The organism is Marinobacter litoralis, from assembly GCF_003336705.1.
In the GTDB taxonomy this organism is placed as follows: Bacteria; Pseudomonadota; Gammaproteobacteria; order Pseudomonadales; family Oleiphilaceae; genus Marinobacter; species Marinobacter litoralis.
Window position 1 is genome coordinate 486,694 of the sequence record NZ_QMDL01000003.1, and the last position, 16,856, is coordinate 503,549.

A 16,856-nucleotide genomic window follows, 5' to 3' on the forward strand; every position below is an offset into this window, starting at 1 on the left:
ATGACTGGCACATTGGCACGCATTCCCACCCATCTGGTACTTGGCTTTCTCGGGGCGGGCAAAACCACCGCAATACTTAATCTGATGAAGCAAAAGCCAGCAGGCGAGCGCTGGGCGGTGTTGGTCAATGAGTTTGGGGAAGTGGGCATTGATGGCGCCATGCTGTCGAATCAGGGCGTGGCGGTGAAAGAAGTGCCCGGCGGCTGCATGTGCTGCGTCTCCGGGCTGCCTATGCAGATTGGTCTCAACAGTTTGATCAGTTTTGCGCGCCCTGACCGGCTGTTCATCGAACCCACGGGGTTGGGGCACCCGGCCCAAGTGATTGAAACGCTGACCGGTGAGTTCTACAGGGACGTTTTGCATCTTTCCACATCCGTTTGCCTGGTTGATCCGCGCAGGCTTGAAGACGAGCGTGTGCTTGCCAGCCGGCAGTTCCACGATCAGGTGGCGGTGGCAGAGCTGTTAGTCGCGAGCAAGGCGGATCTATGCACACCCGAACAGTTAGCGCGGTTCGATACTTGGGCGAGTGATTGGAAACCCGCCAAACGGCGCATTGAACAGATCCGAGAAGGGCAGCTTCCTCTGGCATGGCTGATGGGGGAGTCTGATCGACTGCCACCGCAGTTCCCGGAAACTCACCACCATCATCACAGCAAAGCACAGGCCGAAAAACCGTCATTGACGGATGAGCCTTGGCAAACGTACTTCAACACGGGCGATGGCTACACCAGCATGGGCTGGCGCATTCACAAAGACACCGTGTTTGATGCCATCGCACTGCAAAGTCTGGCCAGTAATGCGGATTTTGAGCGCTTTAAAGGGGTGATGTATACCTCCGATGGGTGGTGGATGTTGAATGCGGTGCAAGGCACACTAACGCTCTTGGAAACGGAACCTGCTGATGAATCGCGACTGGAGGTTATCAGCCGTACCCTCGACCCTGATGATCTGGATCATCAGCTTCGCGCAGCTTGCTTTATTTCTTAGCCGAATGACTTTAAGGTACTGCCTCCCAATTTATTGGAGAATCGTTGGCAGTCGCCAGATAACGATTCCAAACCCTCTGCATGGCGCCCATGCAGAGGCGTTTTAGCCAGCACCAAGCCGACTAATATCAAGGAAAGTATGGGCGCCACCCCGTAACCTAAAAACGCCCACTTTCAGAAGAACCCAGCAATGCCCAACTCCATCGTGTCCGGCTTTACCCACAACTTCCTTGGCAATGCCCCCGTCTGGTACAAACAAGTCATTCTATTGTTTTTGATCGCCAATCCCATCGTGATGTACGTGTTCGGGCCGGGCGTAGCGGGCTGGTTATTGATTGGTGAGTTTATTTTCACGCTGGCGATGGCACTCAAGTGCTACCCGTTGCTGCCGGGTGGGTTGCTGGCGGTCGAAGCCTTGTTGATCGGCCTGACCTCGGCCGATGCGGTCTACAACGAAGTGCTCACCAACTTCCCGGTTATTCTGCTGCTGATGTTCATGGTGGCAGGCATTTACTTCATGAAGGAGCTGTTGCTGGTTACCTTCACGCAAATTCTGGTGGGCGTGCGGTCAAAATCCGCGCTCTCCTTGCTGTTCTGTATTGCCGCAGCGATTTTGTCCGCGTTTCTGGACGCGCTCACCGTCACGGCGGTGATTATCAGTGTGGCGGTCGGGTTTTACTCGGTGTACCACAAAGTCGCTTCCGGTAAGGGTTATCAACAGAAAGATCATAACGCCAACAGCGATGCCGAAGTGGTCGAACTGCACCGGGAAGATCTCGAAAACTTCCGGGCCTTCCTGCGCAGCTTGTTGATGCATGGCGCCATTGGTACCGCGCTCGGTGGTGTGGCCACCATGGTCGGGGAGCCTCAAAACCTGCTGATTGCCAAAGTGGTGGGTTGGGATTTCGTGGGGTTCTTTTTGCACATGGCCCCGGTGAGCTTGCCGGTTCTGGTTGCTGGCTTGTGCACCTGTTGGGCGCTGGAGAAGTTGCGCTGGTTTGGTTACGGCGGCCGTTTGCCGAAACCCGTACGCCGGGTGCTGGAAGAATTTGCTGAAAACGAACGCACCAGCCGCACCGCTTCCGACAAAGCAGCGCTCTGGGTACAGGCCGCAGCTGCGGTGGTTCTGGTATTAGGGCTTGCGCTGCACATTGCCGAAGTGGGGCTGATTGGCTTGCTGGTGATCATTCTTATCACCTCGTTCACCGGCGTGATCGATGAACACAAAATCGGCAAAGCCTTCCAGGAATCTCTGCCGTTTACGTCTTTGCTGGTGGTGTTCTTTGCCGTAGTGGCTGTGATCCACGAGCAGCATCTGTTCAAGCCGATTATCGACTACGTTCTGAGCCTGCCGGAAAGCCAGCAGCCGGGCATGTTCTTTATTGCCAACGGCATACTGTCCATGATCAGCGACAACGTGTTTGTTGCAACGGTGTACATCAGCGAAGTGAAGCAAGCGCTGGATAGCGGCAGCATCAGCTACGAACACTTCCAGACTCTGGCCGTGGCCATCAACACCGGCACCAACCTGCCCAGCGTGGCCACACCCAATGGCCAGGCGGCGTTTCTGTTTCTGCTCACCTCGGCCATTGCGCCGTTGGTACGCTTGTCCTACGGCAAGATGGTGATCATGGCTTTCCCCTATACACTGGTGATGGGCGGAGTCGGGTTGTATATGGTCACTCACGCTTTCTGATGCAATCTGAGCATTGGATTGCACAGACAATCTATTGATCTGGTACTCTTCGCTATCAATAAAGAGATTCCAGAGGGTTGTTATGCGCCTTAACCTTCTCATTCCCAGAGCATGGCGCCGCTTTATCTATGTATTGATAAGCGGGCTGTGTCTCCTCGGGGTTGTGGGTACCGTGCACGCAGAAAATATCCAGCACACCGATTCCGACACCCGCACCCTGCGGGTGGCCTATATGGAATTTCCACCGGTGACCTACCAGAACGCGTTTGGAGAGCCAGAGGGCGCGATGGTGGGGACAACGCGTAAAGTAGCCAAAGAGGCGGGCTACGAGCTGGAATTTCTGTACCTTCCCGTTAGCCGCGCCTATCTCTACCTGAAAAAGGGCGGCATCGATTTCGCCTTAGGCTTAACCGAAGTGCCTGCATTGGAAGGTGCGGTGATCGACAGCGATATCAGCCTGGTTTCCGTTGTGTTGAGTGCCTGGTATCGGGACGATCAAGCGCCGATCAAAGACATAAGTGGCTTTCGCAATCAGGTGGTGATACTCATCAACGGGTTCACTTATGGTGGCCTTCGGTCGTGGCTGGAACGGCAGGACGACATCCGCATAACCAATGCTCCGAATCATCGCTCGGCCATCGATATGCTCCAACGCGGCCGTGGCGATTATCTGCTGGATTACCGTGATCCCGTGCGGGAAGAGTTGAAGGGTTTTACGGATGCCATGATCCAGGAAACCGAAATCCGAACCCGAACCGGGGCCTGGTTGTTTTCAGCAGCCATACCCGACGCGCAAATCCTCAAGGCCGAGTTTGATGCGGCCTATCACCGATTGGCCGAACGCGGCGAGTTGCCGCCGGCCGACACGGGTGCAAAAGCTATCCTGCTGCAGGGCTTTCCGACGCCCTAAGGGGTAAAGCTTCCGCCATCTTGTTTCTCTTAGAGTTCGTGTATATAGTTGTGGTGTCTCTGGCTAGCTACCAGATGTTGTGTTTTGAGCGATTTTCAAACACATCGATCAAAAGGTAGCCGGGAATCCGGTGAGAATCCGGAACTGACGCGCAGCGGTATTGGGGAACGAGCGTGGCATATTGACACTGGCAACCGCCGGGAAGTCGCCACACAAGGCTGAACCACAAGGTTCACGCCCCTGAGTCCGAAGACCTGTCAGAGATGTGTTGTTTTCTATCGCCACGAAGAAAACAGCTCGACTGCACCTTCGCGACTCAGGCGCCTGCATTTGGCACCATAAGGTGAGCAGCAACGAACATGGCACAGCGACAGCCCGCTCGGGTTGATGCTTTGTTCGTCCTGCGTACGCGAAGGTTATAGAACTCACGCGTATTCAGGAGATAACGGTATGTCTGCTACAGCTCTGGCCGAACCGCGGCCCACCTCACCATCCGACACAGAAGCCCTGCAGGTTATCAAGCGCAACGGCAATCTGGTCAGCTTTACTCCCTCTAAAATCAGCGTAGCCGTTACCAAAGCCTTCTTGGCGGTGGAAGGAGACAAAGCCGCTGGGTCTGCCCGTATTAACGATGCCGTACACCGCGTAACCGAACAGGTTGTTCAAGCCATCAGCCGCCGCTTGAAAGCCGGTGGCCGGGTACACATCGAAGACATTCAGGACCAAGTTGAACTGGCCCTGATGCGCGCTGAAGAACAGAAAGTAGCCAGAGCCTACGTACTCTACCGTGAAGAACACGCCCGCGAGCGCGCCCAGCACGAACCGGTGGAAGCGCACCCCCATCTCACCGTAAAACAAGCCAGTGGCCGCACCGTACCGCTGGATTTGGGCCTGATGAAACGCCAAGTCGAGCAGGCTTCTCAAGGGCTGGAAGGCATCGAAGGCGATTCGTTGGTGGAAGAGGCCATCCGCAACCTCTACAACGGCATCGACGAAGCCGAAGTCCTCAGCGCCCTGATCATGACGGCCCGCGGCCGCATCGAGCGCGAGCCCGACTACAGCGCCGTGACGGCTCGTTTGCTGCTGGAACAACTGCGCCTTGAAAGCGTCAACGCGCTGAATCTCGATACCAGCCTGAGCCTTGCCGAGGTTTATCCACAGGCCCTGAGTGCGTTTATTCACGCTGGCATTCGTTACGAGTTGCTGGACGAAGCCATGGCCGCGTTTGACCTCGAACAGCTGGGCGCGGCGATCAAGCCCGAGCGCGACCAACAGTTTGGCTTCCTCGGCCTGCAAACCCTGTACGACCGTTACTTCCTGCACTGGAAAGGCGACCGCCTGGAACTGCCACAGGTATTCTTCATGCGTGTGGCCATGGGCCTGGCGCTGCGTGAAGACGACCCCAACAGCCGCGCCATCGAGTTCTATAACCTGTTGTCTTCGTTCGACTACATGGCATCCACGCCGACACTGTTCAACAGCGGCACCCGCCACTCCCAGCTGTCGTCTTGCTACCTCACCACCGTGGGCGACGATTTGGAAGACATCTACGGCGCCATTCGCGACAACGCCATGCTCTCGAAATGGGCTGGCGGTTTGGGCAACGACTGGACACCGGTGCGCGCACTGGGCTCCCGCATCAAAGGCACCAACGGCCAAAGCCAGGGCGTGGTGCCGTTTTTGAAAGTGGTGAACGACACCGCCGTCGCCGTCAACCAAGGCGGCAAGCGCAAAGGCGCGGTGTGTGCCTATCTGGAAAGCTGGCATCTGGATATTGAAGAGTTTCTGGAACTGCGCAAAAACACCGGTGACGAACGCCGCCGCACCCATGATATGAACACCGCCAACTGGGTGCCGGACTTGCTGATCGAACGCATGCGCCAGGATCGCGACTGGACTCTGTTCAGCCCCAGCGACGTGCCCGACCTGCACGACCTGTACGGCAACCAATTCCGCGAGCGTTACGAGCATTACGAAGCACTGGCGGCGGAAGGCAAAATCGAGCTGTTCAAAACCATCCCGGCGAAACAGCTGTGGCGCAAAATGCTGACCGTGCTGTTTGAAACCGGCCACCCGTGGATCACCTTCAAAGACCCCTGCAACCTGCGTTCGCCGCAGCAGCATAAGGGCGTTGTCCACAGCTCTAACCTGTGTACCGAAATCACCCTGAACACCAGTGCTGATGAAATCGCCGTGTGCAACCTGGGCTCGGTGAACCTGGCGGCCCACATCCACAATGGCGAGCTGGATGTACAGCGCCTAGAGCGCACCGTAAACACCGCCGTGCGCATGCTCGACAACGTGATCGACATCAACTTCTACGCCGTGCCGCAAGCGCGTAATTCCAACCTGAAGCACCGCCCGGTGGGCCTTGGCCTGATGGGCTTCCAGGATGCGCTCTACGCACTAGGCCTGCCGTACACCAGCCCGCAAGCGGTGGAGTTCGCCGATGTGGCCATGGAGCAGTTGAGCTATTTCGCCATTCGCGCATCCGCCCAGCTGGCGGCCGAGCGCGGCGCGTATGAAAGCTACGAAGGTTCCTTGTGGAGCCAGGGCATACTGCCCATCGATTCCATCGAACTGCTGAAAAATGCCCGTCGCGAAGGCGATATCAACGTGAACACCGACAGCCGTTTGGACTGGACTCCGGTGCGCGAACTCATCGCCCAACACGGCATGCGCAACAGCAACGTCATGGCCATTGCACCCACGGCTACCATTTCCAACATCGTGGGTGTGTCGCAGTCCATCGAGCCGGCGTATCAAAACCTGTTTGTGAAATCGAACCTCTCCGGCGAATTCACCGTGGTGAACCCGTCACTGGTGCGCGACCTCAAAGCCGAAGGTCTGTGGGACAACGTGATGGTGAACGACCTCAAATACTACGACGGCAGCGTGCAGCAAATTGACCGCATACCCACCGAACTGAAATCCCGCTACGCCACTGCGTTTGAGATAGACGCCCGGTGGCTGGTGGAAGCCGCCTCTCGCCGCCAGAAATGGCTGGACCAAGCCCAGAGTTTGAACCTGTACATGGCTGAACCCAGCGGTAAAAAACTGGACGAGCTGTACCAGCTGGCGTGGGAGCGTGGCTTGAAAACCACTTACTACCTGCGCTCCTTGGGTGCCACCGGCGTGAACGAACAAGCCGCCCCGGTTGCCGCACCACAGCCCCAAGTGTGCAGCATCGACGAACCCGACTGCGAAGCCTGTCAGTAACCACTTACTTATTCAGAGAGGCATAACCATGCTGAATTGGGACGACGAAACCAAACCACAAAGCCAGCCCGCTGCACACAGCAGCGTGGCCCCGGTGAACGTAGACGATAAGCGCGTCATCAACGGCGAAACCGACGTAAACCAGTTGGCGCCCTTCAAGTACCCGTGGGCCTGGGAGTTCTTCATGAACGCCAACAAAAACCACTGGACCCCGCTGGACGTGAACATGGCGCAAGACGTTCACGACTACCACCACCGCCTGAACCCGGCCGAAAAGCACGTGTTCGAAAACGTGGTGGCCTACCTGACCACCTCTGACATACTGGCCATGCGCAACATCGGCCTGGCGGTGATGGAGAAAATGACCGCGCCCGAGCTGCAAATCTACCAAGCGCGCCAGGTGTACGAAGAAGCTTTGCACACCTGGACCTACCAGCACTGCATTGAAACCCTGAACCTGGACCAAAGCGAAATCTACAACCGCTACCGGGTGGTGCCGCAGATCAACGCCAAAATCCAGATGGCCAACCGCCGGCTGGACGCCGCCATGCGCCCAGACATCAACCTGCGCAACAAAGACGACCTGCAAGAATTCATCATGTCGTACCTGTTCTTCGCCGCAGTGTTTGAAGGTTGCTGGTTCTACAACGGCTTCAGCCCCATCTTTGCCCTGCAGCGCCGCGGCCTGATGCGCGGCACCGGCGAACAGTTTCAGTACATTCTGCGGGACGAAGCCATGCACTTCGCCTTCGGCCTGAAAGTGGTGAACCAGATCCTGGAAGAAGAAAACATCAGCCTGGACCCGAAGGCCGTACGGGAGATGTGGGAAGAATCCGAAGCCGCCGAGCGCGACTACGCCAACTACATCCTGCGCGACCCGATACTGGGCTACTCCGCGGAATACCACAGCGAACAGTTCCGCTTTGTGGCCAACCGCAGAGCCCGCACCGTAGGGCTGGAAGAGCCGTTCCCGGGCGCGAAAAACGTCTCGCCCTGGCTGGATGAGCAGGCCACCATGCGCAAGGAGAAGAACTTCTTTGAAACGCGGGTGATTGAGTACCAGACCGGGGCGCAGTTGGAGTGGTGAGGCTGCGCCGCGTCTAGGTCATTCAGAAGCCCTCGTCCACCGGACTGCGCACTCCAAAACCACCTTTGCGAACAACATGGGTGTAGATTTCTGTGGTGCGTATGTCTGAGTGGCCGAGGAGCTTCTGAATAGTGCGAATATCATAGCCGGCCTCTAGCAGGCGCGTGGCAAAACTGTGCCGAAAGGTATGACTGCCGGCTAGTTTGCGGATGCCGGCAGCCTGGATAGCGCGACGAAAGTGCTTTTGAACCGTTCGGTCCTGTAAATGATGTCGCCTGTGAATGCCCGAACGAGGGTCCTTCGAAAGCGTCTGTGCGGGAAACATATACTGCCAGCCAGGCTCCTGACTGGCATTTGGATATTTCCGTGCGAGGCCCGCTGGAAGATACACCGAGCCAGATCCTTTCAAGAGATCCGCTTGATGCAGGTGCAGAGCGGAGTCGATCTGTTGTTTTAACGGCTCGACGAGGCGCTCCGGAAGCAGCGTAATTCGATCTTTAGAGCCTTTGCCGCTACGAACAATCAACTGCTGCATATCAAAATCAACGTCTTTAACTCTCAGCCGCAGAGCTTCGTTGATGCGCAGACCGGAGCCGTAGAGCAGCATGGCAACAAGCTTGTAGTCTCCTTTCAGGTTGCGAATAACAGATCTGGCTTCCTCAGCACTGAATACCGTTGGAAGTTTCACTGGTTTTCTGGAGCGTTCGAAATTCAGATCATCCAGAGGTTTGCCCAGAAATTCGCGATATAGAAAGACAAGTGCGTTCAAAGCCACTCTCTGAGTAGAGACGCTTACGTTTGCATGCAAAACCAGATGAGACAGGAATGCTTCTACTTCTGTAGAGCCCATAATTTCAGGATGTTGACGTTCATGGAAACGGATAAAGCGTTTGATCCAGAACAGGTAGGTTTTCTCTGTTTTATACGCCATCCCTCGCAGGCGCATATAAGACCGAACCTTGTCCAAAAAACGGGTGGGCTGTACGGGTATCGGGGCAGGGATGTCCATATCCACTAATCCTTTGATGCTGTTTTTATATACAGTATATCGTTATCGGTTGAAGTCAATAGGCTGCTGATTAGTGGAGTTATACGAACGCGTTCGCAAAACTCCAGAACTTGCCGGAGAAAAGAAGGTAACTATCTGATAGTGTTTAAAGATTGGGGTAGAAAGGGCGGAGTTATACGCCCGTGGTGGGAGCGGGAGTGACTCGAAAGAGGGCGTATAACTCCGGCGGTAGCTGTGGAAATTGGTGCTCAAGAGACTATTTTATTTGAGAAAATTTACATCTTTTGAGTGGGTTTGAATGGAGTTTTACGAATGAGTGATATACGAACTCGTTCGTATAATTAGCTGTTATGTGTGTATGGGGAGGTAAATGTGGATCACAATAGAGAACGGTTGGCTGCCCATATCCTTCCCCTTTCAGTGGCAACCGATTTTGATACCGCGAGAACTGAATGGGCGCTAATTGGGGTGGAGGTCAGTGAAGAATTTGATAGCTGCCCCTGCGGCCAAGACATCAAAGAACACTGCTACATCCGCAACCAGATCAATGGAAACACAACCTACGTGGGCAATGTCTGTATTAACCGTTTCATCGGCATTGAGACCGGAAATCTTTTCGCTGGGCTCCGCCGAATAGCGTCAGATGACACCGCTAATGCAAACGAAGACTTGATCTACCATGCTTTCAAGCTTGGCTACATCTTCGATCAAGAATACAAGTTCTTGATGGATACCCGCCGAAAACGGAAATTGTCACCCAAGCAAGTAGCCTGGAAGCAGAAGATCAATCGACGCATCATCAATAAAACCGTGGTGCAGCGCCGTAGCAGCACATAACCAGTGCAGGCACGGCGACGCCCATTACATTGCGCCTTCGGCTCCACTCCATGGGCGCGCATGCTGCAAGCGTTAGGTGTATGAGATCGAGATGACTTCCGAAGCGGCCAAGGATAATGCAACCCTCCTATGCTCTGAATGCTTTGCAGATGAGGGATTGAGAATTGATGCGGCCAAGCATGGCCTCGAACAACAAGATGTATGCCCGAATTGCAGAAGAACTGAAGGCCGTAAGCTCACAAAAAAACATATAGAAGACCTCGCATGGCGTTTCTTCGTGAGCGGTACGACAATCCGCTGTGATTACGGTGCAGCGCCCGTAATCCAATGCAATGAGTATCACTATCGTAAGAGTGATATCTCGCCATCTGCATGGCTCGAAAATGACATTAAGCTGATTGAAGAAGCAGGGAAGCTCGGGTTCTTCCACTATGGCCCCCGACTTTGGATGGTTGGTGAAGTTGAGCCTCTTAAGGCTCTGCAAGACCCTGCGATGAGGCCACAGATTTTAGAGCGAGTGCTAACGGAATACCCAGCAAGGGTACTCGCTAAAGGTACTAAGTTTTATCGCCTTCGTATTGAGCCGAATCGGCCTGCGGACCCGGGGGAGTATGATAGCCCCCCGGCTGAGTATTCGGGAAATGGGCGCTTGTGCTCAACTGAGCTTCAAGTGATGTACGGTTCCCAAGATATCGACGTTTGCATCCATGAGTGCCGAGCCGCTGCAGAAGACGACATTTATGTGGCTACTATACGGACTCAGCAAGATTTGCGTCTTCTCGATTTGACTCATGTGCTTGAGGAGGAATGCACTGAGTTTGAAAGTCTGGATATGGCGATACATATGCTTTTTCTTGCGAAATCTCATTCATACGAAATTTCTCGTGCTATCGCATTAGCGGCACGAGGCGCTGGTTTTGATGGTGTCATCTATCCTTCGTTCTTCAGTCTTATTCGTACGGGTGGTCATCCTTTTGAAACCGCTTACGGTCTTTCTTTGCGCCGATTTCATCCAGAGAAGAACAAGTATGCGGAGGCATTCACGATTAAGAATCTTGCCTTGTTTGGGCGCCCGCTGGAAAAAGGCGTGGCGCGTGTCGAATGTATCAATCGGCTTGTATTAACCCAAATTGGCTACAAAGGCCATTTCGGGCCAGTCGAGTATTGATGCACATGAACACACCTAACAAGGCCATTAAATTCGCTCCCTACGGTCGCCGGACGCTCGCAAGCTCGCGCCGTTTATGGCGGCGTTGGGCGCTATGAAACTAGAATCTGACTTTGTAAAGCAGCTTGCTGCGATGCATCCACGAGAACTGATGGAGCAGCTCCAATCAGATGATCGTCCTCACTTTGATACTCATTGGAAGCTCGGCAACGAAATCAAGCCCGGTGATCTGTACTGCTACCTTTATGGTCGATTCGGTCCCCCAAACGGCATACAGAATTTCCTTCGGGGCGATCATTCCGAAAACCTAATCCATTGGGAGTGGGCCCTAGCTGCTCACGGTCGGATTGTTCTGGTTCAAGGGCACAATTTTCGAACTGAACTGTGGGTTTCAGGAGAGGAATTGCCGCGTGATGCTCTTGATCAATTGGTTGTAGGCATCAAGGCGACTTTCCCTACATATGGCCGAGCCATGGGGAAAGTTCGTAAGGCCTTGGAGCATTGGATTGAATTTATCAATCCTTATTACCGTATTCGAAGCTCCGTTGAGTGCTTGATGTCCGAAATTGAAGGTCTCGATGTCGAGCGACAGACGAATCAGCTTGGGGGCATTGGAGAGTACGAAACCCCCGAACAATGGTCGGAAGAATGGGGTCGGCAGGCAGAAATTATCACGAAGGCCACTGGATTGTGCTTCGGAGTTCGGTCAATGCTACCTGTAATGGCCGAAGCGTTCGTGAACCTCTTGATGTACCTGCTGATGAAGCCTGCCCTGAAGAGGGATGACAGACTGAGGGAGAACTTGATCAGGCAGCCCATCGACATTCGTATCAAGAGCCTTTCACACAACTGCGTTGGATTTCAGACCGATATCGATTATAGCCACGAGTCTTGCAGGCGTTACCACTCGCTCGTGAATGAAAGGAACGACTTGCTCCACGGCAACGTTGTAATCGAGAAGCTAAAGTTCAACGAGCTCTACTTCAATGGACGCGTTCCAGTTTTTGATGCATATGCGTCAATGTGGGAGCGAGCTTTTGGAGTTGCGAAAAAGTCCGTTGGTTTAGAGCTATTGCACGACGAACGCCAGGTCGTTGAGAGCTTTATTGAGTATGTGACTTCTTGCCTTGAGGAGAAAAAGCAAGAAGAGGTCCGTGTGTTCTGTGCTCGCCGTGATTTGGGAATGTGTCTAGATGACGGGCACTTGGGAATTCTATTTTCCGGCCAGTTAGCTGATACGGTGCCTGGACCGAGGGTGCCGAAATGAGGCGCGAGCCCAACAAGTGCAGGCACGGCGACGCCCACTACATTGCGCCTTCGGCTCCATTCCGTGGGCGCGCATGCTGCAAGCGTTATGTTTTAAGGGGCACGGCATGAAATACGATGATGCCAGTTGGCATTACGGGGGAGATTTTCCGGCCGACTCACCTGAAGAATACGGCGGAGTACATATCGCTCTCTTTATGAAATGGTGCTTTGCTCAAGGGTGGGTGGGAGAGCTTCATGGTGAAGAAGAGCCAGAGGATGTCGCAAAAGTCGTTTCCGGCGCGCTATCGGCCACAGAATTCTTCTTTAAGTATTGTGACGGCAAGCTGACCGACGAAGACGTTAACGAAGAAGGAAACCAATTTGCGTCAGAGTACTATGGAGATGATGGTCTGTATCTGAATGACTACGCCGACAACTTTGGGGATTTAATGTATGTGGCTAACGAGGAGGCGCATGATTTTGCTGCTTTCTCCAAGATGATTGAGGCGCGGCGCAAGAACGGCATCCTCACGGAGGCCCAAGCAAAGAACACAAAGCCTTGGTGGAAGGTGTGGTGAAACATAACCAGTCAATCAAGTTCGTTCCGGCCTTCGGCCTCCACCGGACGCCCCTGTCGGGCCGCCGCTTATTTCAGCGTTAATAGCCAGGGCCTCGGAAGGATTCAGGCAGTAAAGCAGGGAGTTGGTTTCAAATGTTTACCACCGTCCAGCTCTTCTCCCCGCAAAACACTGCAAAATCCGCGAGTTTCGTGTTCTGGTTCCTCGCGCCATGGGCTAGGTTGGGTGCAAGCTGCACCGCAAAGGGCATTTGAGTTTGGTGCCAGTGATAAACCGCCGGGTAACCGGCCACTAACAAGTCGCAGCAGTACGCGGCCGAAGGCCGCCGGACGCCCCAGTCGGGGCGCCGCTGTGCTTAGCGTTACATGCCTATGAAACTTATAACTTTTATATTTTTATCAATGTTTTGCAGCGTCGTTTCCGCTGAGGATTGCCTGGAGCCCTTTTCCCAGCAGCATGAGGCTGTCACGATAACTCCAGATTCTGACCCAGCTTCCGGTATGTATCATGTCAGGGTGCCTCGGGAATTTGATGGCATGGAGTTAAGACTTTTGATCTTGTCGGCTACGATGAAAGAGGCAAAGGAGCGCAAGGAAATATCTCTGCCGCTGGCGATCAAAACGCGTGGAGAGCTCACCGGTAGTTTTTTTTATATGTCGAGCAACTGGCTCAACGTCCGTGTAGCTGCCAAGTATGGCGAGGGTTTGTGTACCGAGCTTGTAGCCGAGTTCAGCATGTAACAAATCAATCAAGTACGTTCCCGGCCTGACGGCCGTCCACCGGACGCCCCTGTCGGGTCGCCGCTTATTTTTGGCGTTAGCGCTAGATGCCATAGCAAAAAGGTAAAATGGATTGGATAGAGATCAGCTAGAACAAAATATCGAGCTACTGGGAAAAGTCATTGCGCTAGCATTCAAAGTGGGTGTACTGACTGGAGGAGCGGTACTCCTGTTTTACTGCTTGAGAATAGACCATTTCCCCAGCAGCGTATCGGTTGGAGACGGCCTATTATTCATCCTCGTCGCCGTCGCCTTCTCGGGGATTTATCTTTTCCTCACGGTGTGCCTGACAAGCCTAGGACTAGTTCTACGCCCACTATGGCACTTTTTGCAGTGGCTATTTATTACCATGCTAAAGCTTCGCGAGAAGCTGCTGAACAAAAAATCAGAATATGAGCCGTTTAATGTCAGAAAAGCTGGGTATGAGGGAGCAGTCTTTGCCATATTCGGTGCCGTTTTCATTTTCGTATTTGGACTTACGGACAAGACTGCAGTCGCTACGCTGCTCTTTTCGGCATGGGGTTGCGCTCTACTTTGGAGCAGGAGACAAGAGCTCGCAGATAAGGTTAGAGACCTAGAGGGAGAGGACGAAGCTAGCAAGCAAGAAAAAGCTCGATTGAGGAATCATCAGTCCATCCTCCTTGCGGTCATTTTTTTCATTCCTCTTTTAGTGGGCGGTATATCGGGAAAGCTCGTAGATGGCGCCATGCGGTTGGTTGGTGCTCGCGCAGAAAGCGCTATCGTACATGTGAAGGAGCCCTACAAAACGTACGCAAGTTTACATGGACTTCCCGGTAAGGAGAGCCACTTCGGAGAAGATTACCAGGCGCTGGAAAACGTCGTCGTTTTGTTTAACGGATTTGGCAGAGATGTGGTTCTCGAGGGAACGGACGTCGATGGAAAGAGAGTTCAGCTCATTGTTCCTAGCGACCATGCCCACATCATCGAACGCCAACCGGGCGGTCAAATTAAGTTGGAGAAATAGATATATGACAATAGCCGACTGGCTGATGATAACAGCGGTTTTTCTTGGTCCTGTCGTGGCGGTCAGACTGACTCGATACCTTGATAATCAAAAAGAAATCAGGGAGAAGAAAGTTAATATATTCAAAACTTTAATGGCCACGCGAGCGTATACAGTCTCTTGGGCGCATGTCGAGGCGCTTAACAGAATTGACCTTGAGTTTGATAAAGATCATAAAAAGGAAAGGGAGGTTATTGAGGCTTGGAAAGAGTATCTCGATCTGCTCAACAATTCAGCCATTCCTATTGAGCAATGGGGCGTAAAGCGTGTAGATCTTCTCGTTGAACTCCTTCATAAGATGGCCCAGGTTTTAAACTATGACTTTGACAAAACACATATCAAAAATTCTTCGTACTCCCCACGAGCCCACGGTGAAACAGAGGACGAGCAGGCAGCATTGAGAAGAGGTCTGATTGAGGTGCTTTCTGGAAATCGACCATTGCCAATGTTTATTACAAATTTCCCAAAGGGTGAGTAGAGCTAACAAGTTGCTGCACGCGGAAAATTACTCGCTGCGCTCCTAATTTTCCGGTGAGCAAGACGTTATGCAGCGCTTACTACGGACGGGGCGAGCTAATGGACAATGAGATGCTTCCGCCTTGGCTTCAGTATCCCGACATACCGTTGGGGTCTATCGGTTGGCGAATGGGGCCTGGCGAAGACTACTGGTACAGATTCGTTGATTGGTTCGGCAGCCTTAGTGGGAGAGAAAGGGAACAGTACCGGGAGCGTTACCCAAAGCCAGAAGACTGGGCAATGTTTTGGCCTTATGTTCCTGAAAAGCTAGAGGCCTATGTTGGAAAAAATGCATAACCAATCGTTCAAGTTCGCTACCGGCCTGGCGGCCGTCCGCCGGACGCCTACTACGCTGCGCTCCTTAGGCGCCGCTTAACATCCAGCGTTAAGCCGTCCGAGGTTTTGGACATAAATTGAGATTCTATGCGAGAAACAATCACAAAATTTCAGGAGCTTCGGATTCTGTTGGCTTTCATAAAAAATGCCAACGAAAAAGGAGAAGTTGATTTCATGGGGTCAGAGGTTGGCTCCGATCTTAGCGGAATCGTAACGAACGGAAATCGGTTGGATGCCGCTCTATATGAGCTTAATGAAGCGGGAATTATTTACTACGAGGAAGTGGGCGAGGAGGGCTTCAGGCCATTTATCGGCGCGGGGATAAACTCTAAATCTCATAGCCGTGTAGCCGAACTGGTCTCTTCTATAGAAGATGATTACGACTCCATAGAGCAGAGAATCACCGAGATACTTACATTCAACCCTGAGCAACTTTCAGAAACAATTTCTGATACCCAGCGTAAGCTCGATGAGGTAAGCAGGCAAATCTCCAGTAACGAGCTGCTCAAGCCTTTGGAGCGCCCTCTCTCAGAAATCAGGCACCATTTCAGGAGCGTTAGTACGGTTTCTAAGCACTATGAGGATGTGTACAAAAATATCATTCGGCCGGTTCAGGAAGAGGGACAGTCCGGTGTAAGGGCAACGGTGAAATGGGCAATCATCAGTATCGTGGTGTCCACTGGGCTGTCATTTTTAGTGAGTAACTGGGGCACAATTAGTGCCCTGTTCTAGTTGGGCTTAACAAGTTGTTGTAGTTCGTTCCGGCCTGCGGCCTCCACCGGACGCCCCTGTCGGGCCGCCGCTAAACAAAGGCGTTATGTGTGCAGGAGAGCACGGTGATAGATCGTTCTAGCAAGGAGTTTTCTTACACCGGTTCGACCTTTGAGGATGCGGTAGGCGAGGCGCTTCCTTTTCATGACGCAGTCGGTCGCATCGCAATAAATTTTTCAGAGTTAGAGGCGGAGTGCGCCTCAGCAGTCAGCTTTCTTCTCAAAACCTCCGTCGATAGAGGTCATCTCGTAACCAGCGAAATGTCCTTTAAAGCAAAACTTGGCGCTCTATCATCATTAGTGCGTCTGGAATACGAAGTTGAAAACCGGGCTTTTCCAATTCCTCTGAAGACGTTTGAGGATTTAATGTACATGTGTCAGAAATCCGAGGAACTGAGAAACAAATTAATGCATTCCTCCTGGGTGCGCGATCATGCTAAGCAGGAGGTACGACGCAGAAAGCTCTCCGCAAAGAGGAAGCGAGGCTTTAAATATGATGAAGAGGCGCTAACTGCTGGCCAAATATTGGATATTGCGGACTACATCTCGGTTACGACAGAGTATTTGGAAAGATTTTTCTACACAACGTACTCTGATTATTCGAGCACGTTGCCACATGTAATCAGAACATAACCAATGCAGGCACGGCGACGCCCATTACATTGCGCTTTCAGCTCCATTCCAAGGGCGCGC

At 53.0% G+C, this 16,856-nt stretch carries 15 protein-coding genes and 1 riboswitch; of the genes, 14 read left to right on the plus strand and 1 reads right to left on the minus strand.

Going from position 1 to position 16,856, the window contains the following annotated elements:
- The 5 genes from DOQ08_RS11910 (at position 1) to DOQ08_RS11930 (ending at position 7,898) form a co-directional block, all read left to right on the plus strand.
- Positions 1-987, plus strand: a complete 987-nt coding sequence (locus DOQ08_RS11910) for a CobW family GTP-binding protein (RefSeq protein ID WP_206074865.1) — start codon at positions 1-3, stop codon at positions 985-987.
- 189 nt (positions 988-1,176) lie between these two features.
- Positions 1,177-2,682: a sodium/proton antiporter NhaB gene (gene nhaB, locus DOQ08_RS11915; protein WP_114335146.1), complete on the plus strand. Its 1,506-nt coding sequence runs from the start codon at positions 1,177-1,179 to the stop codon at positions 2,680-2,682.
- A gap of 82 nt (positions 2,683-2,764) precedes the next feature.
- Positions 2,765-3,592, plus strand: coding sequence for a substrate-binding periplasmic protein (locus tag DOQ08_RS11920; RefSeq protein ID WP_114335148.1), 828 nt, complete (start codon positions 2,765-2,767; stop codon positions 3,590-3,592).
- A gap of 91 nt (positions 3,593-3,683) precedes the next feature.
- Positions 3,684-3,868: riboswitch (cobalamin riboswitch) on the plus strand.
- A gap of 174 nt (positions 3,869-4,042) precedes the next feature.
- Positions 4,043-6,811: a ribonucleoside-diphosphate reductase subunit alpha gene (locus DOQ08_RS11925; protein ID WP_114335149.1), complete on the plus strand. Its 2,769-nt coding sequence runs from the start codon at positions 4,043-4,045 to the stop codon at positions 6,809-6,811.
- Between the two features lie 28 nt (positions 6,812-6,839).
- Positions 6,840-7,898: a ribonucleotide-diphosphate reductase subunit beta gene (locus DOQ08_RS11930; RefSeq protein ID WP_114335151.1), complete on the plus strand. Its 1,059-nt coding sequence runs from the start codon at positions 6,840-6,842 to the stop codon at positions 7,896-7,898.
- Positions 7,899-7,920: 22 nt separating this feature from the next.
- On the opposite strand, the gene DOQ08_RS11935 is transcribed toward DOQ08_RS11930, so the two are convergent.
- Positions 7,921-8,907 carry an integron integrase gene (locus tag DOQ08_RS11935; protein WP_114335152.1) on the minus strand — a complete coding sequence of 329 codons (987 nt, stop codon included), beginning with the start codon at positions 8,905-8,907 and terminating at the stop codon, positions 7,921-7,923.
- 372 nt (positions 8,908-9,279) lie between these two features.
- Between DOQ08_RS11935 and DOQ08_RS11940 the strand changes: the two genes are divergently transcribed.
- The 9 genes from DOQ08_RS11940 (at position 9,280) to DOQ08_RS11985 (ending at position 16,796) form a co-directional block, all read left to right on the plus strand.
- Positions 9,280-9,744: a hypothetical protein gene (locus DOQ08_RS11940; protein WP_074214680.1), complete on the plus strand. Its 465-nt coding sequence runs from the start codon at positions 9,280-9,282 to the stop codon at positions 9,742-9,744.
- Positions 9,745-9,835: 91 nt separating this feature from the next.
- The gene (locus DOQ08_RS11945; protein WP_227537635.1) at positions 9,836-10,912 is read left to right on the plus strand and encodes an RES family NAD+ phosphorylase; all 1,077 of its coding nucleotides are present in this window, start codon (positions 9,836-9,838) and stop codon (positions 10,910-10,912) included.
- 94 nt (positions 10,913-11,006) lie between these two features.
- Positions 11,007-12,179, plus strand: a complete 1,173-nt coding sequence (locus DOQ08_RS11950) for a hypothetical protein (RefSeq protein ID WP_114335502.1) — start codon at positions 11,007-11,009, stop codon at positions 12,177-12,179.
- A 106-nt stretch (positions 12,180-12,285) separates the two neighbouring features.
- A complete protein-coding gene (locus DOQ08_RS11955) occupies positions 12,286-12,738 on the plus strand; it encodes a DUF7832 domain-containing protein (RefSeq protein ID WP_114335154.1) in 453 nt (150 codons plus the stop codon).
- A gap of 371 nt (positions 12,739-13,109) precedes the next feature.
- Positions 13,110-13,478: a hypothetical protein gene (locus DOQ08_RS11960; protein WP_133297167.1), complete on the plus strand. Its 369-nt coding sequence runs from the start codon at positions 13,110-13,112 to the stop codon at positions 13,476-13,478.
- Positions 13,479-13,590: 112 nt separating this feature from the next.
- Positions 13,591-14,502 carry a hypothetical protein gene (locus DOQ08_RS11965; RefSeq protein ID WP_114335158.1) on the plus strand — a complete coding sequence of 304 codons (912 nt, stop codon included), beginning with the start codon at positions 13,591-13,593 and terminating at the stop codon, positions 14,500-14,502.
- A gap of 4 nt (positions 14,503-14,506) precedes the next feature.
- A complete protein-coding gene (locus tag DOQ08_RS11970) occupies positions 14,507-15,019 on the plus strand; it encodes a DUF6680 family protein (RefSeq protein WP_114335160.1) in 513 nt (170 codons plus the stop codon).
- 461 nt (positions 15,020-15,480) lie between these two features.
- Positions 15,481-16,125: a hypothetical protein gene (locus DOQ08_RS11980; protein WP_114335163.1), complete on the plus strand. Its 645-nt coding sequence runs from the start codon at positions 15,481-15,483 to the stop codon at positions 16,123-16,125.
- A 104-nt stretch (positions 16,126-16,229) separates the two neighbouring features.
- On the plus strand, positions 16,230-16,796 hold the full coding sequence (locus DOQ08_RS11985) for a hypothetical protein (protein WP_114335164.1): 567 nt from the start codon (positions 16,230-16,232) through the stop codon (positions 16,794-16,796).
- Positions 16,797-16,856 lie beyond the last annotated feature (60 nt).